The organism is Sphingobium sp. B10D7B (assembly GCF_025961955.1).
Classification (GTDB): Bacteria; Pseudomonadota; Alphaproteobacteria; order Sphingomonadales; family Sphingomonadaceae; genus Sphingobium.
In genome coordinates, this window is record NZ_JAOQOQ010000001.1 from 2,512,271 (window position 1) to 2,536,214 (window position 23,944).

General features: G+C 65.3%; 26 protein-coding genes. 17 read left to right on the forward strand and 9 right to left on the reverse strand.

Going from position 1 to position 23,944, the window contains the following annotated elements:
- Positions 1-9 precede the first annotated feature (9 nt).
- Genes M2331_RS11925 through M2331_RS11940 form a run of 4 tightly spaced genes read left to right on the forward strand, consistent with a single transcriptional unit; the run spans position 10 to position 5,475 of the window.
- On the forward strand, positions 10-2,454 hold the full coding sequence (locus M2331_RS11925) for a TonB-dependent receptor (protein ID WP_181560476.1): 2,445 nt from the start codon (positions 10-12) through the stop codon (positions 2,452-2,454).
- 30 nt (positions 2,455-2,484) lie between these two features.
- Positions 2,485-3,390 (forward strand): VOC family protein, encoded by a 906-nt coding sequence (locus M2331_RS11930; RefSeq protein ID WP_181560477.1) that lies wholly within the window; start codon positions 2,485-2,487, stop codon positions 3,388-3,390.
- 16 nt (positions 3,391-3,406) lie between these two features.
- Positions 3,407-4,522, forward strand: a complete 1,116-nt coding sequence (locus M2331_RS11935; RefSeq protein WP_181560478.1) for an FAD-dependent oxidoreductase — start codon at positions 3,407-3,409, stop codon at positions 4,520-4,522.
- Entirely contained in the window at positions 4,522-5,475 is a 954-nt protein-coding gene (locus M2331_RS11940) for a fumarylacetoacetate hydrolase family protein (RefSeq protein ID WP_181560479.1), read from the forward strand. The genes M2331_RS11935 and M2331_RS11940 overlap by 1 nt, the downstream gene beginning before the upstream one ends.
- On the opposite strand, the gene M2331_RS11945 is transcribed toward M2331_RS11940, so the two are convergent.
- Positions 5,472-6,107 (reverse strand): TetR/AcrR family transcriptional regulator, encoded by a 636-nt coding sequence (locus M2331_RS11945; protein WP_181560480.1) that lies wholly within the window; start codon positions 6,105-6,107, stop codon positions 5,472-5,474. The two genes, M2331_RS11940 and M2331_RS11945, sit on opposite strands and share 4 nt — an antisense overlap.
- A gap of 97 nt (positions 6,108-6,204) precedes the next feature.
- Between M2331_RS11945 and M2331_RS11950 the strand changes: the two genes are divergently transcribed.
- The 6 genes from M2331_RS11950 (at position 6,205) to M2331_RS11975 (ending at position 13,036) form a co-directional block, all read left to right on the forward strand.
- A complete protein-coding gene (locus tag M2331_RS11950; protein WP_181560481.1) occupies positions 6,205-7,194 on the forward strand; it encodes an MBL fold metallo-hydrolase in 990 nt (329 codons plus the stop codon).
- Positions 7,166-8,476, forward strand: a complete 1,311-nt coding sequence (locus M2331_RS11955) for a fumarylacetoacetate hydrolase family protein (RefSeq protein WP_264592374.1) — start codon at positions 7,166-7,168, stop codon at positions 8,474-8,476. The genes M2331_RS11950 and M2331_RS11955 overlap by 29 nt, the downstream gene beginning before the upstream one ends.
- Positions 8,473-9,528, forward strand: coding sequence for an amidohydrolase family protein (locus M2331_RS11960; protein ID WP_181560483.1), 1,056 nt, complete (start codon positions 8,473-8,475; stop codon positions 9,526-9,528). Before M2331_RS11955 ends, M2331_RS11960 begins: the two co-directional genes overlap by 4 nt.
- Positions 9,529-9,616: 88 nt before the next feature.
- Positions 9,617-10,906, forward strand: a complete 1,290-nt coding sequence (locus M2331_RS11965; protein WP_181560484.1) for a spinster family MFS transporter — start codon at positions 9,617-9,619, stop codon at positions 10,904-10,906.
- On the forward strand, positions 10,903-12,093 hold the full coding sequence (locus tag M2331_RS11970) for an MFS transporter (RefSeq protein ID WP_181560485.1): 1,191 nt from the start codon (positions 10,903-10,905) through the stop codon (positions 12,091-12,093). Before M2331_RS11965 ends, M2331_RS11970 begins: the two co-directional genes overlap by 4 nt.
- A gap of 127 nt (positions 12,094-12,220) precedes the next feature.
- Positions 12,221-13,036 (forward strand): MipA/OmpV family protein, encoded by an 816-nt coding sequence (locus tag M2331_RS11975; RefSeq protein ID WP_181560486.1) that lies wholly within the window; start codon positions 12,221-12,223, stop codon positions 13,034-13,036.
- A gap of 15 nt (positions 13,037-13,051) precedes the next feature.
- Here M2331_RS11975 and M2331_RS11980 read toward each other — a convergent pair whose 3' ends face one another.
- The 5 genes from M2331_RS11980 to purE all read right to left on the reverse strand — a co-directional run bounded on the left by M2331_RS11980 (position 13,052) and on the right by purE (position 16,777).
- The gene (locus tag M2331_RS11980; RefSeq protein ID WP_181560487.1) at positions 13,052-13,648 is read right to left on the reverse strand and encodes a GNAT family N-acetyltransferase; all 597 of its coding nucleotides are present in this window, start codon (positions 13,646-13,648) and stop codon (positions 13,052-13,054) included.
- 60 nt (positions 13,649-13,708) lie between these two features.
- On the reverse strand, positions 13,709-14,635 hold the full coding sequence (locus M2331_RS11985) for a bifunctional riboflavin kinase/FAD synthetase (protein ID WP_181560488.1): 927 nt from the start codon (positions 14,633-14,635) through the stop codon (positions 13,709-13,711).
- A 68-nt stretch (positions 14,636-14,703) separates the two neighbouring features.
- Positions 14,704-15,201 (reverse strand): dihydrofolate reductase, encoded by a 498-nt coding sequence (locus M2331_RS11990; protein ID WP_181560489.1) that lies wholly within the window; start codon positions 15,199-15,201, stop codon positions 14,704-14,706.
- A 2-nt stretch (positions 15,202-15,203) separates the two neighbouring features.
- Positions 15,204-16,292 (reverse strand): 5-(carboxyamino)imidazole ribonucleotide synthase, encoded by a 1,089-nt coding sequence (locus M2331_RS11995; RefSeq protein ID WP_413716070.1) that lies wholly within the window; start codon positions 16,290-16,292, stop codon positions 15,204-15,206.
- Positions 16,293-16,300: 8 nt separating this feature from the next.
- Positions 16,301-16,777 carry a 5-(carboxyamino)imidazole ribonucleotide mutase gene (purE, locus tag M2331_RS12000; RefSeq protein WP_181560491.1) on the reverse strand — a complete coding sequence of 159 codons (477 nt, stop codon included), beginning with the start codon at positions 16,775-16,777 and terminating at the stop codon, positions 16,301-16,303.
- 225 nt (positions 16,778-17,002) lie between these two features.
- On the opposite strand from purE, the gene M2331_RS12005 reads away from it, so the two are divergent.
- Both M2331_RS12005 and M2331_RS12010 read left to right on the forward strand, forming a co-directional pair.
- Entirely contained in the window at positions 17,003-17,623 is a 621-nt protein-coding gene (locus M2331_RS12005; protein WP_181560492.1) for a GGDEF domain-containing protein, read from the forward strand.
- Between the two features lie 10 nt (positions 17,624-17,633).
- Positions 17,634-17,912 (forward strand): GNAT family N-acetyltransferase, encoded by a 279-nt coding sequence (locus tag M2331_RS12010; protein ID WP_181560493.1) that lies wholly within the window; start codon positions 17,634-17,636, stop codon positions 17,910-17,912.
- A gap of 22 nt (positions 17,913-17,934) precedes the next feature.
- Here the strand turns inward: M2331_RS12010 and M2331_RS12015 are convergent, their stop codons facing one another.
- Positions 17,935-18,981: an aromatic ring-hydroxylating dioxygenase subunit alpha gene (locus M2331_RS12015; RefSeq protein ID WP_181560494.1), complete on the reverse strand. Its 1,047-nt coding sequence runs from the start codon at positions 18,979-18,981 to the stop codon at positions 17,935-17,937.
- 75 nt (positions 18,982-19,056) lie between these two features.
- On the opposite strand from M2331_RS12015, the gene M2331_RS12020 reads away from it, so the two are divergent.
- Positions 19,057-19,599: a TetR family transcriptional regulator gene (locus tag M2331_RS12020; protein ID WP_181560495.1), complete on the forward strand. Its 543-nt coding sequence runs from the start codon at positions 19,057-19,059 to the stop codon at positions 19,597-19,599.
- Positions 19,600-19,681: 82 nt separating this feature from the next.
- Here M2331_RS12020 and ykgO read toward each other — a convergent pair whose 3' ends face one another.
- The gene (ykgO, locus tag M2331_RS12025) at positions 19,682-19,807 is read right to left on the reverse strand and encodes a type B 50S ribosomal protein L36 (RefSeq protein ID WP_008069451.1); all 126 of its coding nucleotides are present in this window, start codon (positions 19,805-19,807) and stop codon (positions 19,682-19,684) included.
- Positions 19,808-20,035: 228 nt separating this feature from the next.
- On the opposite strand from ykgO, the gene M2331_RS12030 reads away from it, so the two are divergent.
- Both M2331_RS12030 and M2331_RS12035 read left to right on the forward strand, forming a co-directional pair.
- Positions 20,036-20,713: a DUF4136 domain-containing protein gene (locus M2331_RS12030; protein ID WP_264592375.1), complete on the forward strand. Its 678-nt coding sequence runs from the start codon at positions 20,036-20,038 to the stop codon at positions 20,711-20,713.
- Positions 20,710-21,867 (forward strand): carboxypeptidase family protein, encoded by a 1,158-nt coding sequence (locus M2331_RS12035; RefSeq protein ID WP_181560496.1) that lies wholly within the window; start codon positions 20,710-20,712, stop codon positions 21,865-21,867. Before M2331_RS12030 ends, M2331_RS12035 begins: the two co-directional genes overlap by 4 nt.
- A gap of 176 nt (positions 21,868-22,043) precedes the next feature.
- Here the strand turns inward: M2331_RS12035 and M2331_RS12040 are convergent, their stop codons facing one another.
- On the reverse strand, positions 22,044-22,760 hold the full coding sequence (locus M2331_RS12040) for a dienelactone hydrolase family protein (protein WP_181560497.1): 717 nt from the start codon (positions 22,758-22,760) through the stop codon (positions 22,044-22,046).
- Positions 22,761-22,841: 81 nt separating this feature from the next.
- On the opposite strand from M2331_RS12040, the gene M2331_RS12045 reads away from it, so the two are divergent.
- Entirely contained in the window at positions 22,842-23,144 is a 303-nt protein-coding gene (locus M2331_RS12045; protein ID WP_181560498.1) for a hypothetical protein, read from the forward strand.
- Positions 23,145-23,253: 109 nt separating this feature from the next.
- Complete coding sequence (gene gpmA, locus M2331_RS12050) at positions 23,254-23,940, forward strand: 2,3-diphosphoglycerate-dependent phosphoglycerate mutase (protein ID WP_181560499.1); 687 nt, start codon at positions 23,254-23,256, stop codon at positions 23,938-23,940.
- Positions 23,941-23,944: the final 4 nt, after the last annotated feature.

Sequence of the window (23,944 nt, forward strand, 5' to 3'; positions counted from 1 at the left end):
AGAGTGAACATGAGAGCTTTGTTGTTGTGCACCGTCGCGTGCGCCGCCTTCATCCCCACCGCCGTCGCCGCACAGGACGCCGCGGTTTCGCCGGCCGATACGACCAACGATGGCGGCTTGGTCGACATCATCGTCACCGCCCAGCGCGTGGAAGAGAACAGCCAGCGCACCCCCCTCGCCGTCGATGTGATTCGGCCCGAGGAACTGACCCGCCAGAATGTTGTGCGCGCAGAAGATCTCTCGCGCATCTCCCCGTCCCTGTCCGCATCCGGCGGCGGCGGGCCGACGACGGTCTTCTTCGTGCGCGGCGTGGGCAACTCCACCGTCAACGCCTATTCGGACCCGGCGATCTCGTTCAACTATGACGGCGTCTACATCGGTCGCCCCACCTCGACCTCCGGCGTGTTCTACGATCTGCAGCGCGTCGAAGTGCTCAAGGGACCGCAGGGCACGCTCTACGGGCGCAACGCCACGGCGGGCGCCATCAACGTTATCCCCAACCGTCCGAAGCTGGGCGAGACATCCGGCAGCGCGACCCTGGGTTATGGCAATTACAACTGGTTCACCGGCCAGGCGGCGCTGAACGTGCCGCTCGGCGAAACCGTCGCGCTGCGCGCCGCCGGCACGTTCTCGCACCGCGATGCCTTCCAGACCGATGGCACCGGCAACCAGCGCGAGCATGGCGGGCGCCTGCAGATTTATGCCGAGCCGACGCCGGACCTCACGCTTCGTGTCGCTGCCGATTATGCCCACCAGGGCGGCGCGAGCAGCAGCGGCTACTATCTCGGCGCGGTCAACCCGACCTTCGGCCCGAACGGCCCCTCGGGCTACCAGTTCGTGCCCAGCAACTTCTCCACCCAGCAGGGACTGCTCGATCCAGCCTCCAACGCCTATCTGGCGCCGCGCTTCTTCACGCAGGTCGGTCGGGCCGGCGCGGTCGTGGACGGCCTGCCATTCAACGACAACGACTATTGGGGCGTAACCGCCGAGCTGAACTACACCACGCCCGCCGGCACGCTGACGGTCCAGCCCGCCTATCGCGAGGCGGACCTCGAATATGCCTTCAACGGCGTGTTCCGGCAGGGTTACACCAAGGAAAAGGACAAGCAGACCAGCGTCGAAGCCCGCTGGACCGGCGACTTCGGCCCGTCAGTCGATTATCTGATCGGCGCGATGTACTTCGACGAGGAAATCGCGGCGGTCGCCCGCTACAATCAGCAGAGCCTCTCGCCCTACCAGAACTTCCGGACGAAAACGGAAAGCTGGGCCGGCTTCGGCAAGCTCACTGTGCGCCCTGTCGAACAGCTGAGCCTGACGGCCGGCGCGCGTTATACCTCGGACAAGAAGCGGTTCGACGGCACCTCGAATGTCTACATCCTGTTCTGCGGCAACCCCGCGCCGCCGCAGGATGTCTGCCCCACCCTGCCGTTCATCCCGTTGGCAGAGACGGAAGCCGATTTGCAGGCCTTCTATGGCCAGCGCGGCATCCCGATCACGCCGGTCCCGCTCTTTGCGCTGCCGCCGATCGCCGGCGGTTCTCAGACCGCACCTTTTGTCCTGCGCTCGCAAATCCCGATCAATTCCGGCCTGACCAACAACAAGTTCACCTATCGCCTGGCTGCGCAATATGATTTCTCGCCGCGCAACATGGTCTATGCCAGCTTCGAGACGGGCTACCATGCCGGCGGCTTCAACTTCGCACGCGGCCTTGAGACCTATCGTCCGGAAACGATCGACGCCTACACCATCGGCACCAAGAACCGGTTCCTCGACAACCGCCTGCAGGTAAACCTCGAGGGCTTCCTGTGGAAGTACAAGGACCAGCAGTTCAGCCAGTTCGGCTATGACCTCGGCACGCCGCCCTCGACCGTGTTCCTCACGCGCAACATCGGCAACAGCACGATCAAGGGGCTGGATTTAGACGTGGAGTTTATGGCCACGCCGAACACCCTGCTCTCGGCGAATGTGCAGTATCTCGACACGAAATATGACAGCTTCGTCTACTTCGCGCCGAACCAGGGCCTGCCGGCCAACACCACCTGCGCCTCGACGCCCCAGCAGCAGGTGACGCCGGGCGGCACAATCAACGTGTTCCGCATCGACTGCTCGGGCAACCAGGCGTTCAACTCGCCGAAATGGTCCTTCAATCTCGACGCGCAGCAGACCATTCCCCTCGGCACCTACAAGGCTGTGCTGCAGGGCGGGACGCGCTATCGTGGATCGAGCTATTCTACGGCGGACTATCTGCCCTATCTCCGGTCGGAAGCGGCGTTTGTGAGCTATGCCTCGCTGACGCTCGCAACGGAGGATGACCGGTTCTTCGTCACGGCGTACATCAACAATATCGAGAACAATCAGCGCCTCATTACCGGCAACATCACATCGGCCTCGCTGGTCACGGCCAGCGCAGAACAGCCCCGGACCTACGGTCTGCGTATCGGCGGCAAGTTCTGAGCGAGGTCAGGCTCATCCAGGGAGTTATGCATGGTTAGCGTTACCGATCTTCATTATGTCGCCATGGCCGTGCCGGACCTTGCCAAGGAACGCGAGTTCTACGGCAAGACCTGGGGGCTGATCGAGGTTGCCGAGCAGGACGGCCGCGTCTACTTCGCCGCCGAAGGCATGCCCCACCCCTATGTGATCGTGCTGCGGGAAGACGCGGAGAAGAAGACCGATCTTGTCGGCTTCTCCGCCGCCTCCAAGGAGGACGTGCTCGCCATCTTCGAACAGGTGAAGGCAGCCGGCGCGAAGATCATCAGCGAACCCGCTCCGGCCAGCGGCCCGGCCGGGGGCTTCGCCTTCCGCTTCTTCGATCCTGACGGGCGAGCGATGGAAGTGATCTGCGACAGCACCCCGCGCGAATTCCGCAAGCTCGACAAGGGCGAGGCCATCCCCATCGGTATCAGCCATGTGGTGTTCCATTCGCCCGACCATGTCGCGCTCGCAGACTTCTACCAGAAGGCGCTGGGCTTCCGCCTGTCCGACTGGATCGGCAAGTTCATGGTCTTCCTGCGCTGCAACTCGGCGCACCACCGCCTCGCGATCCTCCCCGGACCGCCAGCGCTCAATCACATCGCGTTCGATGTCAGTTCGGTGGACGAGCTGATGCGCGGCCTCGCGCGGATGCACGAAAGCGGCATCAAGCTGAGCTGGGGGCCGGGCCGGCACACTGCGGGCAACAACACGTTCAGCTACTTCGTCACGCCCAACGGCAATGCCGTCGAGTACACTTCCGACCTTGAGGAAGTGGACGAGGACAGCTGGCAGGTCACGCATTATGAGCCGGGGCCAAACACCATCGATCAATGGGGCACCGGTCGCATCATCACCGGCAATGTGCCCCATGCCGAAATGCAGCCCGACAAGGGCCTGTGGCAGGTTCCGGCCTAAGAAAGGCGCTTACAGCATGATCCGTACAGCATTGGTCGTCGGCGGCGGCGTCGGTGGCATGAGCGCGAGCCTGTCGCTCGCCAAACGCGGCGTCGCCGTGGAACTGATCGATATCGACCCGCAATGGCGCGCTTATGGCGCCGGCATCAGCGTCACCGGGCTGTCCTTACGGGCGTTCGATGACCTCGGCATTCTGGACGAAATCCGCGAGCAGGGCTTTGTCGGCACAGGCTTCCGCTTGCGCACGCCGGACGGCGCGGTGGTGATGGAAACGCCGCGCCATGCCGGGCTCGCTCCCATCGATTCGAGCGGCGGCATCATGCGCCCGGTGCTTCATGCCATCTTGCAGAAGCATGTTCGCAAGGCCGACGTCACCGTGACGCTGGGCGTCGAACCGCGCGGGTTCAGGGAGAGCGGCGCCGGGGTGACCGTCGCCTTGTCGGACGGCACCGAGCGCACTGTCGATCTGGTCGTGGCGGCCGATGGCATCCAGTCCAAGACGCGCAAGACCCTGTTCCCCGATGCGCCGGCTCCGCAGTTCACCGGTCAGGGCTGCTGGCGCATCGTCGCCGACCGGCCCGAGGGGCTGGACGGCGCCGAAATGTATATCGGCGGCCCCGTTAAGCTCGGCCTCAACCCGATCTCGCAGGATAAACTCTACGCATTCATCCTCGAGCATGTGCCCGACAATCCCTGGTATGCCGATGAGGACATGCTGCCGCGCGTCGCTGAGTTGCTCGCGCCTTATGGCGGGGACATCGTCAAGATCCGGGAAAGCCTTGGCGAAGACTCGCTGGTCAATTACCGCCCGCTCGAATGGCAGCTCCTGCCCCTGCCCTGGCACAAGGGGCGCGTGGTGGTGATCGGCGATGCCGCCCATGCGACCACGCCGCATATGGCCTCGGGCGCCGGCCTCGCTGCCGAGGATGGCCTCGTGCTCGCCGATGAACTGGCGAAGACCGACGATGTCGAAGCCGCACTGACCGCCTTTGGCGTGCGCCGGTTCGAGCGCGCCCGCATGGTCGTGGAAAACTCGGTGCGGATCGGCGAAATCGAGATGGCCGGCGGCAATCAGGTAGATGCCAACAAGATGCTCGGCGGAACGATGCAGAAACTCAAGGAGCCCTATTGATGACGGTTGGTTTGGCGACAGTGGGCACGGCTGCCGTGCTCGTCCGCGACGATCGCTTCGTCCCGCTGGCCCATTGGGGCGAGCAGCGCGACCTGCCCGGCCTTCTGGCGGCGTGGGACGAGATCCTGCCGCAGATCGAGCGCTGGGCCGCTGACGAGGCGGCCTTTGCCGGTGCGCAGAGCTTTGCCGAGGCGGATGTGCGGGCGCCCTATCGCCCCGGGCAGGTGTTCTGCACCGGCGCCAACTACAAGAAGCATGTCGTCGGCCTTGTCATGGGCGACCCCTCGATGCGCACGGCCGATGCCGAGGCGATGAGCGACGACGAGCGCCGCCGCAAAGTCGAGGAGATGATGGACGCCCGCGCGCAGGCGGAACCCTATTGCTTCATCAAGCTGCCCTCCTGCGTGGTCGGTCCGCGCGATGCCGTGGTGCTGCCGCGCAACGTCATCAAGCCGGACTGGGAGCTGGAACTGGGCGTGGTGATCGGCAAGCCGGCCCGCCATGTCTCCGCCGCGCAGGCCATGGACCATGTCGCCGGCTTCGTGGTGGTCAACGACGTCACCGCGCGCGAGCAGATTTTTCGCCGCGATGCCGGCGGGCTGGGCGCCGACTGGCTCTCGGGCAAATGCTTCCCGACCTTCCTGCCCTTCGGCCCGATGATCGTGCCCCGGCAGTATGTCGCCGATCCCTATGATCTGACGATCACCCTGTCGGTCAACGGCAAGGTCTACCAGAATGAGTCGACGCGCGACATGATGGTCAGCATCGAGCGGCAGATCGCCTATCTCTCCGACCGCGTGGAGTTGATGCCGGGCGACGTGATTTGCACCGGCTCACCTTATGGCAATGGCTCCGCCTTCGGCGTGTTCCTGCAGCCGGGCGACGAGATGGAAGGCACGATCACCGGCCTCGGCACCCAGCGCAACCGCTGCGTGGCGGAAGGCGCCAGCTAGGTGCGGGGCCGCAGGCCATTCATCAGCAGGTCGACGACGAATTCCTCATATCGGCTGGTCAGCTCCTCGGCAGCGATATCTGCCGGGAAGAGCTGCCTGACCACGGGCTCGGCAGTCGCAAAGAAGTCGAACAGTCCGAGGACCGCGACGTGAAGCAGGGCGGGATCGACGTCCCTGATCGAACTGGAGTCCCGCGCGAGCACCTCGCCCAGCCAGGCGACAGCCTCGCGGTTCATGTCGCCGAGGCGCTCGCCCACGTCGGACGATTTTGCGTCGGCCAGCTCATCGACCATCAGCCGGTGGATATGCCGGTTGGAGCGCGTGAACCGCGCCGTGCGGCGAATATTGTCTTCCACCACTTCATGCGCCGGGCGCGGATCGCGCGCGCTATAGGGCACCCGGTCCATCATCGAGGTCGCAACCGCCAGAAGCAGGTTACTGCGATCCTTGAAGTAATAGCGCACCAGCGCCGGGTCCACGCCCGCTTCCCGCGCGATCATCGCAATCGAGATGCGCTCGGGCGGATGCTCCTTCACAAGCCGTTCCGCCGTTTGCAGTACGACCTCGCGCCCAACCCCATTTTCGGCCGGCCGGCCCTGCCCCCGTTTGCGCGGTTTTTTCGCTTCACCCATGATGCTACGCTTGGCGCGAAAAATATATTCCTGCAAATAGGAATTGCTGGACCGCGCGCAATCGCTAAGCTTTGACGGATATCGACAGGAGAGACGGATGGCCAACTGGCCTTTCACCCAAGGCATTCATGACATCGGCAATGGCCTCTATGGCTATGTTCAGCCGGACGGCACGTGGGGCTGGTCCAATGCGGGCCTGATCGCCAGCGACGGCGAGACATTGCTGGTCGATACGCTGATGAGCGTGCCGCTGACGCGCGAGATGCTGGACCGGTTCAAGGCCAAGGTGCCGGAAGCCGCGAAGATCGACCGGCTGGTCAACACCCATGCCAACCCCGATCATTTCTTCGGCAATGGGCTGGTGGCGGATGCGGAGATCATCGGCACCAACGAAGCCAAGAAGGAAATGGCCGGCTTCAACCCGAAGATGCTCGCCAACCTGAAGAACGTCTACACCGAGATGGGCGATACCGGCGCGTTTCTCTATGAGACCATGGGTCGCAAGTTCGATTTCTCGGGCGTGGATGAGCTGACGCTGCCGAACCGCACCTTCGACGGGCGGCTCGATCTCAATGTCGGCTCGAAGGCGGTCTCGCTGATCGACCTGGGCCCGGCACACACGGATTCCGACACGATCGTGTGGGTGCCGCAGGATCGTGTGGTGTTCACAGGCGACCTGCTGTTCAACGAGGGGCATCCAATCATGTGGGCCGGTCCGGTCGAGAACTGGATCGCCGCCTGCCAATATATCGTCGATCTCGATCCGCAGGTGGTGGTGCCCGGCCACGGCCCGATCACGGACACGACGGCCGTCCGCAACATGCAGGCTTATTTCGAATATGTCCGCGATGAATCGCGCAAGCGGTTCGAAGCTGGCCTTTCCTATGAGAATGCCGCGCGCGACATCAACATGCAGGAGTTCCGCGGCTGGAGCGACCCCGAGCGGATCGTCGCCAATGTCTTCTCGCTCTACAAGCAATGGGGCGCGCAGTTCACGCCGGAGCAGCAGCGCGATCTGTTCGGCGCGATGGGCCGCTACCATCATGAAATGCAAAGCCATGCAGAAGGGTGCGACCATGCCCATTGAGATCAACGCGACGCACGACCCGCAGCGCAAGAGCTGGGTCGAAAGCGCAAACGCGGCGGACAGCGATTTCCCGATCCAGAATTTGCCCTTTGGCCTGTTCCGTCACCGGGGGGTGACGCGCGGCGGTGTGGCGCTGGGTGCGTACATCATCGATGTACCCCAGCTCCACGCCGCCGCCCTGCTGGATGGCGACGCGGCGGAGGCTGCGGCGGCCATGGCCGGCCCATCGCTCGCGCCCCTGTTGGCCGCCAGCCCGGCATCAGTCAGCGCCCTGCGCGCCCGCCTCTCCGACCTGTTCCGCGCCGATGGGCCGGGCGACCGGCAGCAACTCCAGACCATGCTGGTGCCGATGGCCGAGGCGGAGCTGCTGATGCCGCTCAAGCCCACGGCCTTCACGGATTTCTGCACATCCTACGATCATATCGCGCGGATGGCGCAGAAGGCGCCGCCGCTGGCCGCGCTCTCGCTGCCGGTTGCCTATAACGGCCGCGCCAGTTCCGTGCGGGAAGACGGCACGCCGGTCGTCCGGCCGCAGGGCCAGTTTGAAGCCCCGCCCGGCAGCGGCAACGTCCAGTTCGCGCCGGAACCGATGCTCGATTTCGAGCTGGAATTCGGCGTGTGGCTGCGCGGCGGCAATCCGCTCGGGCAGCGCATCAGCGTGGCGCAGGCGGAAGACCTCATGTTCGGCTGCTGTCTCGTCAATGACTGGTCGGCGCGCGGCATCCAGTTCTTCGAATCCATTCTGGGGCCGCATCTGGGCAAGAGCTTCCTCACCACGATCAGCCCGTGGATCGTGACGATGGAAGCGCTCGCGCCCTTCCGCGTCGCCGCCCGCGGTCGCCCGGGCGACGAGCCGGCGGTCGCCGCCCATCTGCTCGACGCGCAGGATCGCGCGGCAGGCGGCATCAACATCGAACTCACCGCCGACTTCGCCAATGCGGCGGGATCGAGCGCCCGCATCGTGCGCAGCAATCTCGCCGAACTCTATTGGACGCTCGCGCAGATGGTCGCGCATCAGGCCTCCAACGGAGCCCCGCTGGAAGCGGGCGACCTGATCGCGACCGGCACCGTCTCGGGTGCCGCGCAGGAAGCGCGTGGCTGCCTCGCCGAGATCGTGCTGCGCGATGGCGAGACCATCGATTTGCCGGACGGCACGACACGCCGCTGGCTGGAGGATGGCGACACCCTCACCCTCAAGGGCCGCGCCGTGGCGGAAGGCTATGTGCCCATCGGCTTCGGCCCGTGCAGCGGCACCATTCATCCCGCAGGAGCAAACGCATGACCATCACCACCTGTGGCGACCGCCAGCCGATCAAGGTCGCCGCGCGCGGCAAGCATCTGGTGGTGGACATCCATTGCCACCTCGGCATTCCCGCTGCCGACGCCATCGTGCAGGCGCGCCACCCCGGCCCGCCGCCCGGCATCAACGATTTCACCAGTGCGAAAACAAGCGAGGTCAACCGCGCCCAGTTTGCCACGATGGGGCGGACCCTCAATACGCTCGACCAGCGGCTGGCCGATATGGATCGGCTCGGCATCGATGTGCAGGCGATCAGCCCCAGCCCCGGCCAATATTTCTATTATGCCGATGCCGATGTTGCGCGGGAAGCGGCGCGCGCCGTCAATGACGGCATGGCTGCCGCGGTCGCGCAGCACCCCGACCGGCTGGTCGGCATGGGCACGGTGCCGCTGCAGGACGTTGGCCTTGCCGTCGAGGAAATGCGCCGCTGCGTACGCGACCTCGATCTGCGCGGCATCGAGATCAGCTCCAACGTCAATGGCCGCGACTTTCACGCCGAGGAGTTCCGCCCTTTTTTCGCGGCGGCCGAGGAACTGGGCATCCTGCTCTTCATCCACCCGCTGGGCTTCACTCATGCCAACCGGATGAGCGAATATTATTTCAACAACCTCATCGGCAATCCGCTCGAATCGACGCTGGCCGTGGGTCATCTGATCTTCGGTGGCGTGTTGGATCGCTACCCCGGCCTGCGCATCTGCGTGGCCCATGGCGGCGGCTATATGCCCGGCTATTGGGGCCGGATGGACCATGGCTGGCGCGCGCGTGGCGATTGCAGCGAGCATTGCCAGCACGAGCCCTCCAGCTATCTGCGCAAGCTGTGGCTGGATACGCTGGTGTTCGATCAGGACCAGCTCGACAGCCTCGTGCGCACTCATGGCGCGGACAAGCTGTGCCTGGGGACCGACTATCCCTTCGACATGTCCGAGCCCGATCCGCTGGGCTTCCACGCCCGCCTGAGCAACGAGGAGCAGCGCAAGATCCTCGGCCTCAACGCCGCTGAACTGCTTGGACTGGAGACTGCCGACAAGAGCTGACCCAGCTGCACACGACCACCACCACCACCAAGGCCGCCGCACGAAGCAGACCTCCCGTAAGAGGCAGGGCCGATCAGGAGAGAAGACGGTGACGAAGACGCAGCACGGCGGGGCCTGGGTGCCCGGCTATACTCTGTTCCTGCTCTTCGTGAGCAATGTGTTCAATTACGCCGACCGGGCCTTGCTCGGCATCGTCGTCGATCCGGTGAAGGCCGATCTGCAGTTGAGCGACACGGCCATGAGCCTTGTGTCCGGCACGGCCTTCGTACTGTTCAACCTGATCGTCGGGATCTTCATCGCCCGCTGGGTGGACCATGGCAATCGCAAGAAAATCCTGCTGCTCGGCGTCGCCATCTGGTCCGGCGCCACGGCGCTGACAGGCCTTGCCGAAGGCTTTGTGTCGCTGGCGCTCACCCGTGTTCTCGTCGGTGTCGGCGAGGCGACGGCCTTTCCGGTCGCCATCTCCGTCATTGCCGACCTGTATCCCAAGGATCGGCGCCCACGTGCGCTGGGCATCTATCAATCGAGCGCCTTCGTTGGCATCGTCGGCGGGTCGATCGCAGCCGGGATTCTCGCCGCGATATTCGGTTGGCGGACGATGTTCTTCATCTGCGGCGGCGCGGGCCTCGCCTTCGTGCTGCTGCTCGCGCTGACCATGAAGGAGCCAAAACGTGGCATGCATGACGAGCTGGATGCGGCGGATACCGGGATGCGCAACCTCCCCCAATCCATCCGCTTCCTGCTCGACGTGCCGGGCTTCCGCGTGCTCGCGGTCGGCATGGGGATCTCGGCGATGGGCGCGGGCGTGCTGCCGGTGTGGGCGCCGGCGTTCCTGCTGCGCAGCCATGGCGTGAGCCTTGCCGAAGTGGGCGCCCTGATCGCGCCCTCGGTCGGCCTTGGCGGCATCGCCGGCGCCATTGCGTCCGGTTTCATGGCAAGCTACTTCACCAAGAAGCACGGGCGGGAGATCGACAGCCTCATGGTGCCCCTGATTGCGCTGCCCCTGTCCATCCCTTTCTTCATCGCCTTCTGCTTCGCGCCGTCGCTGGCCCTCACGCTGGGCGCGGCGGCGATCATGAACTTCCTGCTCTCCAGCGGCATCACCCCCTGCTTCTCCGCAGCCATGGGACTGGCCACGCCGCAGACCCGCGCGGTGGCGTCGATGCTGTTGCTCGCTTCGTCGGGCATCATCGGCTCGGCGCTGGCGCCGCTCGTGGTCGGCGCAGCCAGTGATGCGCTGACGCCCAAGTTCGGCACCGAATCGCTGCGCTATGCCATGTCTGCCGTGACGGTCGCGCCACTGCTGGGCTGCGTCTTCCTCTGGCTCGCCTATCGCCGCGCTCGCGCGACCACCATGGCCGAGACAGCCACCGCGTGAGCACGCCGGCATCCCCGTCCGAGTTCCGCCAGGGCTGGCCGGTGGTCCTCGCCGCCGCTTGCGGCTCGGGACTGGGGATTGCCGGATTGCTGACCTACTCGGCGGGCATCTTCGCGAAAGATCTCGAGAGCGCGATCGACCTCAGCCGCACGACGCTGGGCGCCGCCTTCTTCCTGGCGACGGTGGCGCTGGCGATCGCTCTGCCCATCGCCGGCTGGCTGATCGACCGCGTCGGCCCGCGCTGGCCTGCTGTCGCCGGCTCACTGGCGCTGAGCGGCGGATTTGCGCTCCTCGGGACCGTCGTCCATTCGGTCGCGGGCTATATGAGCGTGATGGCAGGTATAGGCCTGCTGGCCGCCTGTTCGTCACCCGTTGCCTACACGCGCGCGGTCAATGCCGTCTTCGATCGGGCCCGCGGACTGGCGCTCGGCCTTACGCAGGTGGGCATCGGCATTTCCGCCGCCGTCGTGCCGCCTGTTCTGGCCATCATTGTGGCAGAACGGGGTTGGCAGGCCGGCTATCTGGCGCTCGCCGCCATTGCCGCGATAGGCGTCATCCCGGCGCTCAGCCTGCGCAACCTCCGCAGCCCCCGGACGCCCGATTGCGCGGGCGGCATGGCCCGCGCCCAGATGCGCTCGCCCCTCTACCTGATGGTGCTGGCATCCTTCGGCATGATGGCGCTCTCCTTTGCCGGCTTGCTGCCCCATTTCGTGCCGATGCTGCGGGAATCCGGCCTGGATGCCCGCACCGCCGGATCGCTGGCGGGACTCATCGGCGGCTCCGTCATCGTCAGCCGGATCGTTGTCGGCTGGCTGGCGGATCGGGTGCCGGCGCCACGCATTGCGGCGGCCTGCTGCGCCTTGTGCGCGCTGGGGTGCATCGCGCTGGCGACCGGCGGCGCAACCCTCGCATGGGTCGGCGCCATCGCGCTTGGCACGGCCATGGGCGCGGAAGCCGACCTCATCGGCTATCTGACCGCCCGCTACTTTGGCATCACCCATTATGGTGCGCTGTACGCCGTGCAATATGCCAGCTTCATGCTGCTGGCGGGGCTTGGCCCACTCTGGGTCGGCGCGCTGGCCGACGCCACTGGCGGATATAATGCCCCGCTCTGGGTGGCCGCTGCCGGCCTTGGCGTTTCCATCCTGCTGTTCCTGCGCTTGCCCAACCCGCAGACGAGCCGCTAGAGGCTGTCACGAGGCAGGCCGCAACCAAACGACCGCCGCGACCATTCACCCGAGGTCGAAACGGCTTTCATCCGGCGCATGGCCGGGCCAGACTGACCGTCACCCCAACACCGGAGGCCTGCGCCCGATGCCTTTCTGCCCGCCATCTGCTCCCTTCGCCCGTCCTGTCGCACTGGCGCTGACCCTAGGCCTCACGCTCGGCGCCTTCGCGTCGACCGCCTCCGCAAAGGAGAAGGAACCGCGCCGCGTGCGCATCGCCATCGGGCCGGAAATCCAGCCCAGCTTCCCCGGTTCCGACAGCCTGTCCGTCCGGCCCTTTCTGGAAGGCGACATTGCGCGCGGGAATGAACCTTTCGAGTTCGAGGCACCGGACGAGAGCTTCGGCATTACGGTCGTGAGTGTGGGCCGTTTTGAGGTCGGCCCATCCATGGCCGTTGAAGGCAAGCGAAAGGCGGACGAGGTCCCCGGCTTCGTCAAGGTCAACCGCTCGCTGGAACTTGGCGGGTTCGTGCAGGTCTTTCCTACCCCGTCCTTCCGCCTGCGCGCCGATCTGCGCCAGGGCGTGACCGGCCATGAGGCGCTCGTCGGATCGGTCAGCGCCGACTGGATCGTGCGCGACGGCGACCGTTGGCTGGCGTCGGTCGGCCCGCGCGTGACGCTCGGCAGCGGCAAGCACCAGCGCACATGGTTCGGCGTGTCGCCCGCGCAAGCCACGGCCTCGGGCTTGCCGGTGTTCGAGGCGAATGGCGGCGTTCAGTCCGTCGGTGCCGCTGCCGGCCTGATCCGCCAGCTCGATGCGCGCTGGAGCCTCCACGGCTATGCCCGTTACGACCGGCTTGTCGGCGATGCCGCCGATTCGCCGGTCGTGCGGGCCTATGGCGCGCGCGACCAGTTTTCCGGCGGATTGGCGCTGGGCTACACCTTCTGGTGGGGCAAACGCTAAGCCGCGCGGGGCGCCCTATCGCCCCTCCAGCCGCGCGTAGGCAGGCGAGTGGGTAAAAGCCTCCCAGCGCGTGCACCATTGGCGCACCGGCTTGGCCTCGGGCCAGAAGGGTGTCCAGATCTCGCCCGGCTCGGCGCCCAGGGCCTGGGCGACCTTCTGGCTCGGCACATTGTCATCGGCGATCATGTGCAGCGTCTCACTCTGGCCAAGGGCCTCGTGCGACCAGCGGAAGGCGGCGGCTGCCGCCTCCGCTGCATAGCCCTTGCCCTGCGCGGACGGAAAGATGCACCAGCCGATCTCGAACGCCGGCCAGCCCGGCGGGTTCATCGGCCCGACATGACCGAGGAACGCCCCGCTCGCTTTCTCTTCCACCGCGAAATTGCCATAACCGCGCGCCACCCAATGGCCGGCGAGACTGCAGAAGCGTTGCCAGCTTTCGCCATAGGTGAGGCCGCGCCCTTCCTTGGTGATGAACCGCGCGAAGTCATCTTCCGCCATGGCCGCGCACAAGGGCTCGGCATCGGCCGCACGGAACGCTCGCAGGATCAGCCTGGGCGTTTCGATAGTCGGTGCGCGGTCGATGGTCGGGGCAGTGCTGTTCTGTTGGGTCATCCGTGGCCTCTCCTTGTCAGCGCAAGTCTTGCCGGAGACCTGCGCGGTGACAAGGCATGATTAGGCCCCGAGGATGATCCGCGCCCGCACGACATCGGCGCTCATCTGCTCGACCAGCGCATCCAGGCTGTCGAACTTGCGCTCGCCCCGCAGCCGTTCGATGAGGGCGATCTCCAGCGTCTGGCCGTAAAGGCTGCCGGAGAAATCGAACAAATAGGTCTCCAGCAGCTCGCGCGGCGGCACGAAGGTCGGGCGGATGCCGAGATTGGCCGCGCCGCAGACGATTCGCCCATCGGGCAGCCGTGCGCGCACGGCATAGATGCCATAAGCCGGGCGCAGATAGTGGCCCATCTCCATATTGGCGGTGGGGAAGCCGATGGTGCGGCCGCGCTTGTCCCCATCGATGACTTCGCCGGCAATCGCGAAAGGACGCGTGAGGAGGCCCGTCGCCGTGGCGCAGTCACCGGCCAGCAAGGCCTCGCGCACGCGGCTGGAGGAGATGATCTCGCCCTGCTCGTCGCGCACCGGCGCCACGGCCTCGGCCGCCAGGCCATGCACCGCGCCAAGCGTGCGCAAGGCGGTGACGTTGCCCGAGCGCCCGCGCCCGAAGGTGAAGTCCTCGCCGGTCACCACCCCCGCCGCGCCAAGTTCCGTCGCCAGCATGGCCACGAAGTCCTCCGCGCTGTGCGAGGCCAGCTCAGCCGTGAAGTGGAAGACCAGCATGGCATCCGCGCCCGCCTCGCCGAACAGGCGCTCGCGCTGATCGAGCGTGGTCAGGCGGAAGAAGGGCGCATCCGGCCGGAACAGCCGCATAGGATGCGGATCGAAGGTCGCGACAATGGCCGGATGGCCCTGCGCACGGGCCAGCTCCACGGCCCGGCCGACCACGGCCTGGTGGCCGCGGTGAAAACCGTCGAAATTGCCGAGGGCAATGATGGCACCGCGCAAATGTGCCGGTATCGGCTGATCGCTGCTGATCCGTTCCATGGCGGGCGCCTATAGGGGGAGCGACGCGCGGGCGCCAGCCCCGATGGCGGCTCGCATGCGCACCGCGATCAGGCTCCGCGCCGCAGGAATGTGCGGTAGCTGAAGGCAGCGACTGCGCCCTCCGCCGGGTGATCCTCGCGCATCGTCTCTTCCCACCGAGCGGGATCGGGCGCATCGATGCGCGCGTCGCCCGGCGGCGAGAGATGTACCTGCGTGATCTCCAGCCGATCGGCCAGCGGTTCGAACAGCCGATAGACTTCCGCACCGCCAATCACCGACAGCACCGGCGCCTGCGCGGCCGCAAGGGCTTCATCGACACTGTGGACCACCTCTGCGCCTTCCGCCTGCCACGCGGTGTCGCGGGTGAGCACGATGTGACGGCGACCCGGCAGGAGCCCGGGCAGGCTGTCGAAGGTCTTGCGGCCCATCAGCATGGGCGTGCCCATGGTCATGGCCTTGAAGCGCTTGAGATCGCCGGGGATCCGCCAGGGAATGTCGCCCTCGCTGCCAATCACGCCATTGTCGGCGCGGGCGAGCAGCAGCACGATTTCTGGACGCGCATCCATCGTCATGCCGCGCTATCGCTTGTGTGCACGCGCGTCACATGGCCCATCTTGCGGCCGGGGCGTGCTTCGTTCTTGCCGTAGAGATGGAGATGCGCGGTCTCGTCAGCGAGAATCGCCTCCCACTCGTTGGCCTCGTCCCCGATCAGGTTCTGCATGGAGACGGCCGGCGCGGCGAGCGCCGTCGATCCGAGCGGCAGGCCGCAGACGGCGCGGACGTGATTCTCGAACTGGCTGGTGGCAGCGCCTTCAATGGTCCAGTGCCCGCTATTGTGGACGCGCGGCGCCATCTCGTTGAAGATCGGCCCGGCGGCCCCCGCAAAGAACTCCAGCGTAAGCACGCCAACATATTCCAGAGCCTGGGCGACCCGCGCGGCAATGGCCCGCGCTTCGGGCACCTGCGCGAGCACGACCGCCGGAGCCGGCAGCGTGGATGTCGCGAGAATGCCGTCGACATGCACATTATGCGGCGAATCCCAGAAGCGCACGGTGCCATCCTGTCCGCGCACGAGCACCACCGAAAACTCGTGGTCGAAGGTGACGAACCCTTCCAGCACCGCCGGATTGCAGCCGATTGCGTCCCAGGCGCTGTCCAGTGTCTCGGGCGCCGCATCCATCAGGCGGACCTGGCCCTTTCCGTCATAGCCAAAGCGCGTCGTCTTGAGGATGGCGGGCGCGCCGATCCGCGCGATTGCATCCTGCAGCACCGCGCCGCTGGAGACCGGCGCATAGGGCGCCGTCCGTCCGCCAAGGCCGGCGACGAAGCTCTTCTCGAGCAACCTGTCCTGCGCGACCGCCAGTGCGCGGGCATTGGGCCGGACGTGCCCGAGCTTGGCGAGCAAGGCGACGGCGTTGCTCGGCACATTCTCGAATTCATAGGTGATGATATCGACCGCGTCTGCAAAGGCCGTGAGCGCGGCGTCGTCCTCATAGGGCGCCTGCGTCCAGGCGCTGGCGATGTCAGACGCGGGACCGCTCTCTTCGGGCGCGAAAATATGGATCCGATAGCCAAGCTGGATCGCGGCCATGCCGATCATCCGGCCAAGCTGGCCGCCGCCGACGATGCCGATGGTCGACCCGGGCGCAATCATCATAGGGGAGGTCATTGCGGGCTGCTCGCCACCGAATCCGTTTGCGCCGCGCGCCATGCGTCCAGTCGATCCGCAAGCGCCGCGTCGCTGTTCGCCAATATTGCAGCTGCGAGCAGACCGGCGTTCTTGGCGCCGGCCTTGCCGATGGCCAGCGTCCCGACCGGAATGCCGCCCGGCATCTGCACGATCGAAAGCAGGCTATCGAGCCCGGAGAGGGTCGCCGACTGCACCGGAACACCAAGCACCGGCACGCGAGTCATGGCCGCGACCATCCCCGGCAAATGGGCCGCTCCGCCGGCTCCGGCGATGATGACGTGCAGACCTCGGCCGGCTGCCGTCTTGGCATAATCGACGAGTCGATCCGGTGTCCGGTGAGCCGAAACAATCCGCGTTTCGCATTCAATTTCAAGGTCTTGCAGAACATCGACGGCATGGCGCATCGTGTCCCAGTCGGACTGCGAGCCCATGATCACACCGATTTTCGCCATTCTTTGCCGCCCCGTCCTCGTGCTGCCTGGCGTCAACGGGAACGCCGGCCGGAAACTTCTCTTTAAGTCTCAGCCCATAGACACCAGCGCCATGGCGCACAACCGGTCAAAACGCTCTGATCATACGGCGGAACGCGGGTTCCGCAGTGCACAAAGGCAAAGCTTGGAACTATACCCAGCACACAGGGTTACATGCTGCGGTCGCGCACAGGAGATAGAGCTTTGATGGAAGCCACTGCGCGGACGGTCGCACTCGATCTTCCCGCACCTGACATTTCAGCGCTTGAGCAGGAGTTGGATATACTCCGCCGGGAGCTGTCCCTTCTTAAAACCGCCAACAAGGAACTTGAACGACTCGTCATTCGCGATACGCTCACCCCGCTCTACAATCGGCGGCATTTCATGAACTGCCTTCGGGATCGGTTGGACCGGCTCGAACGGCATGAAGGCAAATGCGCGCTGGTGTTCATCGACGTGAACTCCATGAAGCGGATCAACGATCGCTTTGGCCATGGCGCCGGCGATACCGCTCTGGTGCATATGGCGCGTCTTCTCGCGAATGGGCTGCGGTCTACAGACGTCGCGGCCCGCATGGGCGGTGATGAGTTCGCGTTGTTGCTGGACGATCTTGACCCTGAGGCCGTGGAGGAAACCACCCGGCGGCTCCAGCGCATGATCGCGGAATCGGCCTGCTTGCACGAGGGCGTGCTGCTGCCGCTGTCCATCTCTGTCGGCTGGACGGCCCTCGAACAGGGTGACACGGAATTTTCCGCCCTTACTCGCGCCGATATGGCAATGTATGCTGCCAAACGCCCCGGCAGCACCTTTGCCGAGGCAGCAGAATAAGGATCAGGTCATGGCCCACGCGGTTCAGGACAATGCCGAGCGCAATCGATACGAGATCACGGTGGACGGCGAGATCGCTTTCGCCACCTATGAGCGCGATGGCGACACGCTGGCGATCACGCACACCTTCACCCCACCGGCTTTGCGGGGGAAGGGCGTCGCGGCCGATCTGGTCGCCGGGCTGCTCGACGATGCGCGCGCACGCGGCCTCAAGATCCGGCCGGTGTGCAGCTACGTAGTCACCTATTTCGAGCGCCACCCCGATCAGCGCGACCTGCTCGCCGCCTGACGCGCGGGCCGTCCGCTCACGGTCAGGCCCCCTCTAGCTCGGCCTTCTCGCGGTCCATCATCGCCTGAAGGATACGCCGGCCCTGCACCGCCGTTCCGTCGCTCTTGAGCATCAGCTCGGGCGGGAGGACGTCCAGCGTGGAAATGATCTTCTCGATTTCCTCGGTCGCGAACTTGTCCTCATCCAGCACCGGCTCGAGACGGCGGCGAGCGTCGTCCACCCGCGCCTGTGACGGCGCGCTCATCGCAAAGAAGTAGTTGCAGCTGGTCTTCTTCGCCGGGGTGACGGCATGCCAGACCCGGCTGGTGTGGAGCACCTCGCCGGCCTTCTCATGACCCTGCGGATAGCGGGATTCACCAATCCCCGCGTGAAAGCCGGGGAAGAAGAAATCCATGCCGGAAATGCGATCGACCAGCCCGTCATGCACGCTGCGATCATGATAAGGCGGCATCGGCGTATCGCGCATGATCCGCCGGCTCGACAGGCGACGGTCATTGAGGTCGCGCACTTCGGGCGTCGCGGCATCATCGGGCGTGCCGATCGATGTAGCATGGAGATAGCCAAGATGGCTCAGGTCCAGCAGGTTATCGTTGAGCAGTTGATAGCGCCCATCGACATGCATGGAATAAAAGGCATCCGGGATCATGCCGGGAATGTTGAAACCGATCTCGTCCAGCGTCGGGATGAGCGACTCATCCGCCTTGTCGGGATCGCCAGGCCAGATCCACGCCCATAGCCCGCGCTCGACCAACGGGTAGCTCTTGATCCTGTAGACACCGGGAATGGTGCTCTGGCTCGGCACCATCGTGCAGGCCCCCGAAGAATCGAAGGTGATGCCGTGATAGCCGCACTGGATCGCATCGCCGACGCGCTTGCTCGCGCCCAGGGGATAATGCCGGTGCGGACAGCGCCCCTCCACCGCCACGGCCGTGCCATCTTCCTTGCGGTAGAGAACGACCGGCTCGTTGAGGATCCACCGGCTGAGCAAATCCTCGCCGATTTCGCGCACAAATGCGGCGACGTACCAGCCGTTGCGCGGCGCGTAGCTGCCAGGGGTGAAAGGATACATAGGGTCCGCTCCTAATCGAACATCGTTCGTTTAGCGATTGATGCTTTTTCACCGGCAAACTGTCAAGGGAGCAGCATGTCATTCGCGAAGCTGGATCAGGACGGGATCGTCGAAGAAGCCATTGCGCTGCTGAAGGAAGAAGGGCTGGGGGCAGTCAGCCTGCGGAAGATCGCCACCCGGCTCAGCGTCAGCGTCTCATCGCTTTACTGGCATGTGGAGGACAAGCAGGCCCTCCACGCACTCATGTCCATCTCCATTTTCAAGGCCTGCCTCGACTCGGTGCCGCCGGCAGAAAGCTGGTGGGCATGGCTGCATGATTTCGGCATCGCCTTATGGGACGCGCAAACATCCATACGCGATGCGCGTCAGCTCATTGCCGTCACCCGCGCGCAGCGGGGAGCTGGCAACCATCTGATCGGGCAGATCGTGAAGGAGTTGACTGCGCTCGGCCTGAGCGCGGAGATGGCCGCCGTCGCACAGCGGTCCGTCCAGGCGCTCGTCACGGGCTGGACGACGCTGCGCGCGGTTCAGGTCGAGGCGGACCGGGACAGCTTCATCCTGGCGCTGGATGTGCTCATCGACGGCTGGCGAACCCGCGCAGGTCCGGATCAACCGTGACGGACACGCCAAAACGCCCGGCCAGCAACTGACCGGGCGCCTGATCGGCAGAGGCAGGGCGAAAGCGCCCCGCCGCGCGTCTTCAGCCCTGGCGGGCCTTGAAGCGACGCTGCGTCTTGTTGATGACGTAGGTGCGCCCACGACGGCGGATCACGCGGTTGTCCCGGTGACGGTCCTTGAGCGACTTGAGCGAGTTGCGGATCTTCATGATCGGGTCCAAATGATTCTTGCGTGACGGAAAATTCGAAGCCGCGCCTCTATGGGTCAGTCCCCGGAAAGTCAAGGCGGCGGTGCAAGTTTTGCGCAGCCCCGCCCCCTCATGTCGGCAACCGCTTTCCTGAACAACCGTTAAGCCATCATGCAGCATTTCCGGTGCAAACTCGACCGATGAGAGGCCATTTCAGAGAGATGGTCAGATGATAAGGGATGCAAGGCCATGACGAGCAGTTTTTCCATGCCGCCGCTCCATGGGCGGGCGACTCCCCACATCGAGGGTCGTCGGCGATTCGGCGGACGCAAGGCCGGCGTCGCGGCCATTTTGCTCGGCGCGCTCGCCCTGGGTGGCTGCGCGACATCCACCGGGCCTGTCGACGTCACCCGATTTCATCAGCCTGACGTCACCCGGCAGGGCACCGTGCTCATCGTGCCCGGCAATCCGGACGATAGCGCCAGCCTCGAATTCCGCACCGCCGCCAATGCCGTGAGCGCGGCGCTGGCGCGGACGGGCTTCTCTCCCCTCCAGCCCGGCGCATCCGGTGCAGGGGCAGCGCAATATGAAGCGGTTGTGGACATGGGGCGGGAAACGATCGCGCCCCTGCCCGCCCGCTCCCCGGTGAGCGTCGGCGTGGGCGGATCGACCGGTTCTTATGGCAGCGGCGTAGGCCTTGGCATCGGCATCAATCTCTCCGGCAAACCCAAGCCAGTGGTCGTGAACCGGATGCGCGTGCAGTTGCGCCGCGCGAGCGACAAGGTGGTTGTGTGGGAAGGTCGCGCTGAGACGCAGGCCAAGGAAGGCACGCCGGCCGCCCAGCCCGGCCTCGTGGTCGGTCGCCTCGCCGATGCGCTGTTCAAGGGCTTTCCCGGCACGTCCGGCGAGACTATCACGGTGCCATGACCGCACAGCAGACAAGCAGCACCCCGCCCCTTCGCATCAATAGTAGCTTCGATAGCGGCAACATCCGCGTCGAAGCCATCGACGGCACCACCGCGACGCTCTCCATCCACAAGGATCATGAGAGCGATTTCTTCCAGTGGTTCCACTTTCGCGCCGCCGCGCCGGCGGGCACGCGCCTGACCCTGCGCATCACCGGCCTCGCGCAATCCGCTTATCCCGATGGATGGCCCGGCTATGCCGCCTGCGTATCGGAAGATCGCGAGCGCTGGGGCCGCGCCGCCAGCCGCTACGATCCGGGCGTGGATGGCGGCACCCTCACCATCGACTACACCCTCGTCGGCGCTGCCGCATGGTTCGCTTATTTCGCGCCTTACTCACAGGAGCGGCATCATGATCTCGTGGCGCAGGCGGCAGCCTGCGAGGGCGTGACCGTGCGCCAGCTGGGCGAGAGTCTGGACGGGCGCCCGATCGATTGCCTGGAATTGGGGAGCGGCGACAAACCCGTCTGGCTGATCGCGCGCCAGCACCCCGGTGAGACGATGGCGGAATGGTGGATGGAAGGCGCGCTCGACATGCTCACCGACCCCACCAATGCCCATGCCCGCGCCCTGCGTGCCGCTTGTCGCTTCTACATCGTCCCGAATATGAACCCTGATGGCGCCTTTCGCGGCCATCTGCGCACCAACGCCCGCGGCATCAATCTCAACCGCGAATGGCATGAGCCGCAAGCCGACCGCGCGCCCGAAGTGCTCTGCGTACGCAATCGCATGGACGAGACCGGCGTCGCCTTCGCCATGGACGTGCATGGCGACGAGGCAATCCCGGCCGTCTTTCTCGCCGGGTTCGAGGGCATTCCCTCGATCAAGGACACGCAGCTCGCACTGTTCCGTCGCTATCGCGACACGCTGGCCATCCGCACGCCGGACTTCCAGACCCGCCTTGGCTATCCCGAGGCGCGGCCGGGCAAGGCCAATCTCTCCATGGCAACCGCCCAGATCGCCGAGCGCTACGGCGCTGTGGCGATGACGCTGGAAATGCCGTTCAAGGACAATGACGACCTGCCGGACGCCGCCCAAGGCTGGAGCCCGGAGCGCTCCATGCAACTCGCGCGCGACTGCCTCGCCACGCTGACGGAGATGGTCGGGGATATTTGAGAACGGTCGGGACAAGGGCGCCCGGACTGTGCCTTCCTCCACCGTCGCCCCGGGCTTGACCCGGGGTCCAGCTCACTTTTCCTAGGACGTTCGCCTGACGGGATGAGGCGTGAAAGGAAGCTGGACCCGGTCAAGCCCGGGGTGACGGAAAATTGGGAGCGATCAGCGCTCTCGCTTCACCCCAGTTCATCGCCCAAAAACGTCATCGCAGCGCGCCAGCTGCGGCGGTTGGTCTCGGGCTCGAAGCCGAAGCTGCGGTCCGCATTCAGCGGCACATCGTCTGCCGTGAAGGCGTGGCCGGTGCGGCTGTAGGTGGTGAACTGGAAGTCCACGTCCGCCGCCGCCAGCTCCTTGCACAGGGCCAGCTTGGCATCGGGCGGGCAGAGATTGTCGTTCCAACCGTCGCAGATCATCAGTTTGGCGGTGATCGGCGCGTTGGGGAATGGCGGCGCGTCGTAGACGCCGTGGAAGGAGACACCGGCCTTGATGTCCGCCCCGGCGCGCGCAAGATCGAGCACGCATTTGCCGCCCGCGCAAAAGCCGATGGCGCCGATCCGGCTGGTATCCACGCCCGGCAACGCACGAAGCTCCGCAAGGGCATCGAGCAGCCGGGCCTTCACCGCCTGGCGATCCGCCATGAAATCATGCAGCAGCTTACCCGCGCTCTCCATGTCCGTGCCGCGCTTGCCCTGGCCGTAATAGTCGACGACCAGCACCTTGTAGCCCTGTGCCGCCAGCGTCTCGGCCTTGGCGAAATCCCATTCCTTGGTGCCCATGAAGTTGGGGAACAGCAGCACACCTGGCTGATCGCCTGCATCCGCATCGCCGACGAACATCGATTCAAAGGGACCGCCGGGGCCTTCATGAAGTTGGACAGTGCGGGTGATCGCCATGGTTCCTGCTCCTTTGCTGCAATGGGATGATGCGCTCATCCATGGCGAATTGTGCTCGGGCGGACAAGGGCGCTTGCGGCAGTGATCCCGGCCGAAAAGACAGCCCGCGCCGGTGGTTTCTCAACATTTAACGCAGCCGATCGCTTTTGCCGGAACCAACCGGCCCCGGCGCAGTTTTCTGCCAGCAATATGGGAGTTTACGAGATGAAGACGTTGTGGGATCCGGGCTTTCTCCAGAGCCAGATCCAGCAATTCGAAGCGCAGGCCACAACGGCGATGCACCCGGATGAGAAAGCCGCCTATCAGAGCTATGTGCAGCATTATCAGACGATGCTGAAAGCGCTTCAAGCGCGTGGCCACGCCGCGACGCTCGAGCACGCCTGAAGCCTCTCTGCGCGTCTTCAAGACCCGCCCGAACGGATTGCGCTCACACCAAATCCCGCTATCAGGCCCGATAACGGTAAAACCGCCGAAGATCGGGAGATAAGACCTCATGCCCACCCTCGTCCTCATCCGCCATGGCCAGTCGGCCTGGAACCTGGAGAACCGCTTCACCGGCTGGTGGGATGTCGACGTGACCGAGAAAGGCGCAGCCGAAGCCAAGGCTGCCGGCGCGCTGATGCGGGACAAGGGCCTCGATTTCGACCAGTGCTTCACCTCGCTGCAGACCCGCGCGATCAAGACGCTCAATCTGGCGCTCGAGGAAATGCAGCGGCTCTGGCTGCCGGTGGAAAAGGACTGGCGGCTCAACGAGCGGCATTATGGTGGCCTGACGGGCCTCGACAAGGCCGAGACGGCAGCCAAGCATGGCGATGAGCAGGTGAAGATCTGGCGCCGCAGCTTCGACGTGCCGCCGCCGCCACTGGAGGCCGGCAGCGAATTCGACCTGAGCAAGGACCGGCGCTATGCCGGCATCGCCATCCCGGCGACGGAGAGCCTCAAGGATACCATCGCGCGCGTGCTGCCCTATTGGGAGGGCCGGATCGCCCCCGAACTGAAGGCCGGCAAGCGCGTGCTCATTTCAGCGCATGGCAATTCACTGCGCGCGCTGGTCAAGCACCTCTCGAACATCCCCGACGACGAGATTACGGGCCTCGAAATCCCGACCGGCCAGCCCATTATCTATGAGCTGGCCGACGATCTTTCCGCGAAGGACCGTTATTATCTGTCGGAGCGGTAAGGGT

What these genes read in the sequence shown, in the direction of transcription:
- M2331_RS11925 (WP_181560476.1), top strand. Translation starts at nt 10, where the DNA reads ATGAGAGCTTTGTTGTTGTGCACCGTCGCGTGCGCCGCCTTCATCCCC.
- M2331_RS11930 (WP_181560477.1), top strand. Translation starts at nt 2,485, where the DNA reads ATGGTTAGCGTTACCGATCTTCATTATGTCGCCATGGCCGTGCCGGAC.
- M2331_RS11935 (WP_181560478.1), top strand. Translation starts at nt 3,407, where the DNA reads ATGATCCGTACAGCATTGGTCGTCGGCGGCGGCGTCGGTGGCATGAGC.
- M2331_RS11940 (WP_181560479.1), top strand. Translation starts at nt 4,522, where the DNA reads ATGACGGTTGGTTTGGCGACAGTGGGCACGGCTGCCGTGCTCGTCCGC.
- M2331_RS11945 (WP_181560480.1), bottom strand. Translation starts at nt 6,107, where the DNA reads ATGGGTGAAGCGAAAAAACCGCGCAAACGGGGGCAGGGCCGGCCGGCC.
- M2331_RS11950 (WP_181560481.1), top strand. Translation starts at nt 6,205, where the DNA reads ATGGCCAACTGGCCTTTCACCCAAGGCATTCATGACATCGGCAATGGC.
- M2331_RS11955 (WP_264592374.1), top strand. Translation starts at nt 7,166, where the DNA reads ATGCAGAAGGGTGCGACCATGCCCATTGAGATCAACGCGACGCACGAC.
- M2331_RS11960 (WP_181560483.1), top strand. Translation starts at nt 8,473, where the DNA reads ATGACCATCACCACCTGTGGCGACCGCCAGCCGATCAAGGTCGCCGCG.
- M2331_RS11975 (WP_181560486.1), top strand. Translation starts at nt 12,221, where the DNA reads ATGCCTTTCTGCCCGCCATCTGCTCCCTTCGCCCGTCCTGTCGCACTG.
- M2331_RS11980 (WP_181560487.1), bottom strand. Translation starts at nt 13,648, where the DNA reads ATGACCCAACAGAACAGCACTGCCCCGACCATCGACCGCGCACCGACT.
- M2331_RS11985 (WP_181560488.1), bottom strand. Translation starts at nt 14,635, where the DNA reads ATGGAACGGATCAGCAGCGATCAGCCGATACCGGCACATTTGCGCGGT.
- M2331_RS11990 (WP_181560489.1), bottom strand. Translation starts at nt 15,201, where the DNA reads ATGGATGCGCGTCCAGAAATCGTGCTGCTGCTCGCCCGCGCCGACAAT.
- M2331_RS11995 (WP_413716070.1), bottom strand. Translation starts at nt 16,292, where the DNA reads ATGATGATTGCGCCCGGGTCGACCATCGGCATCGTCGGCGGCGGCCAG.
- purE (WP_181560491.1), bottom strand. Translation starts at nt 16,777, where the DNA reads ATGGCGAAAATCGGTGTGATCATGGGCTCGCAGTCCGACTGGGACACG.
- M2331_RS12005 (WP_181560492.1), top strand. Translation starts at nt 17,003, where the DNA reads ATGGAAGCCACTGCGCGGACGGTCGCACTCGATCTTCCCGCACCTGAC.
- M2331_RS12010 (WP_181560493.1), top strand. Translation starts at nt 17,634, where the DNA reads ATGGCCCACGCGGTTCAGGACAATGCCGAGCGCAATCGATACGAGATC.
- M2331_RS12015 (WP_181560494.1), bottom strand. Translation starts at nt 18,981, where the DNA reads ATGTATCCTTTCACCCCTGGCAGCTACGCGCCGCGCAACGGCTGGTAC.
- M2331_RS12020 (WP_181560495.1), top strand. Translation starts at nt 19,057, where the DNA reads ATGTCATTCGCGAAGCTGGATCAGGACGGGATCGTCGAAGAAGCCATT.
- ykgO (WP_008069451.1), bottom strand. Translation starts at nt 19,807, where the DNA reads ATGAAGATCCGCAACTCGCTCAAGTCGCTCAAGGACCGTCACCGGGAC.
- M2331_RS12030 (WP_264592375.1), top strand. Translation starts at nt 20,036, where the DNA reads ATGACGAGCAGTTTTTCCATGCCGCCGCTCCATGGGCGGGCGACTCCC.
- M2331_RS12035 (WP_181560496.1), top strand. Translation starts at nt 20,710, where the DNA reads ATGACCGCACAGCAGACAAGCAGCACCCCGCCCCTTCGCATCAATAGT.
- M2331_RS12040 (WP_181560497.1), bottom strand. Translation starts at nt 22,760, where the DNA reads ATGGCGATCACCCGCACTGTCCAACTTCATGAAGGCCCCGGCGGTCCC.
- gpmA (WP_181560499.1), top strand. Translation starts at nt 23,254, where the DNA reads ATGCCCACCCTCGTCCTCATCCGCCATGGCCAGTCGGCCTGGAACCTG.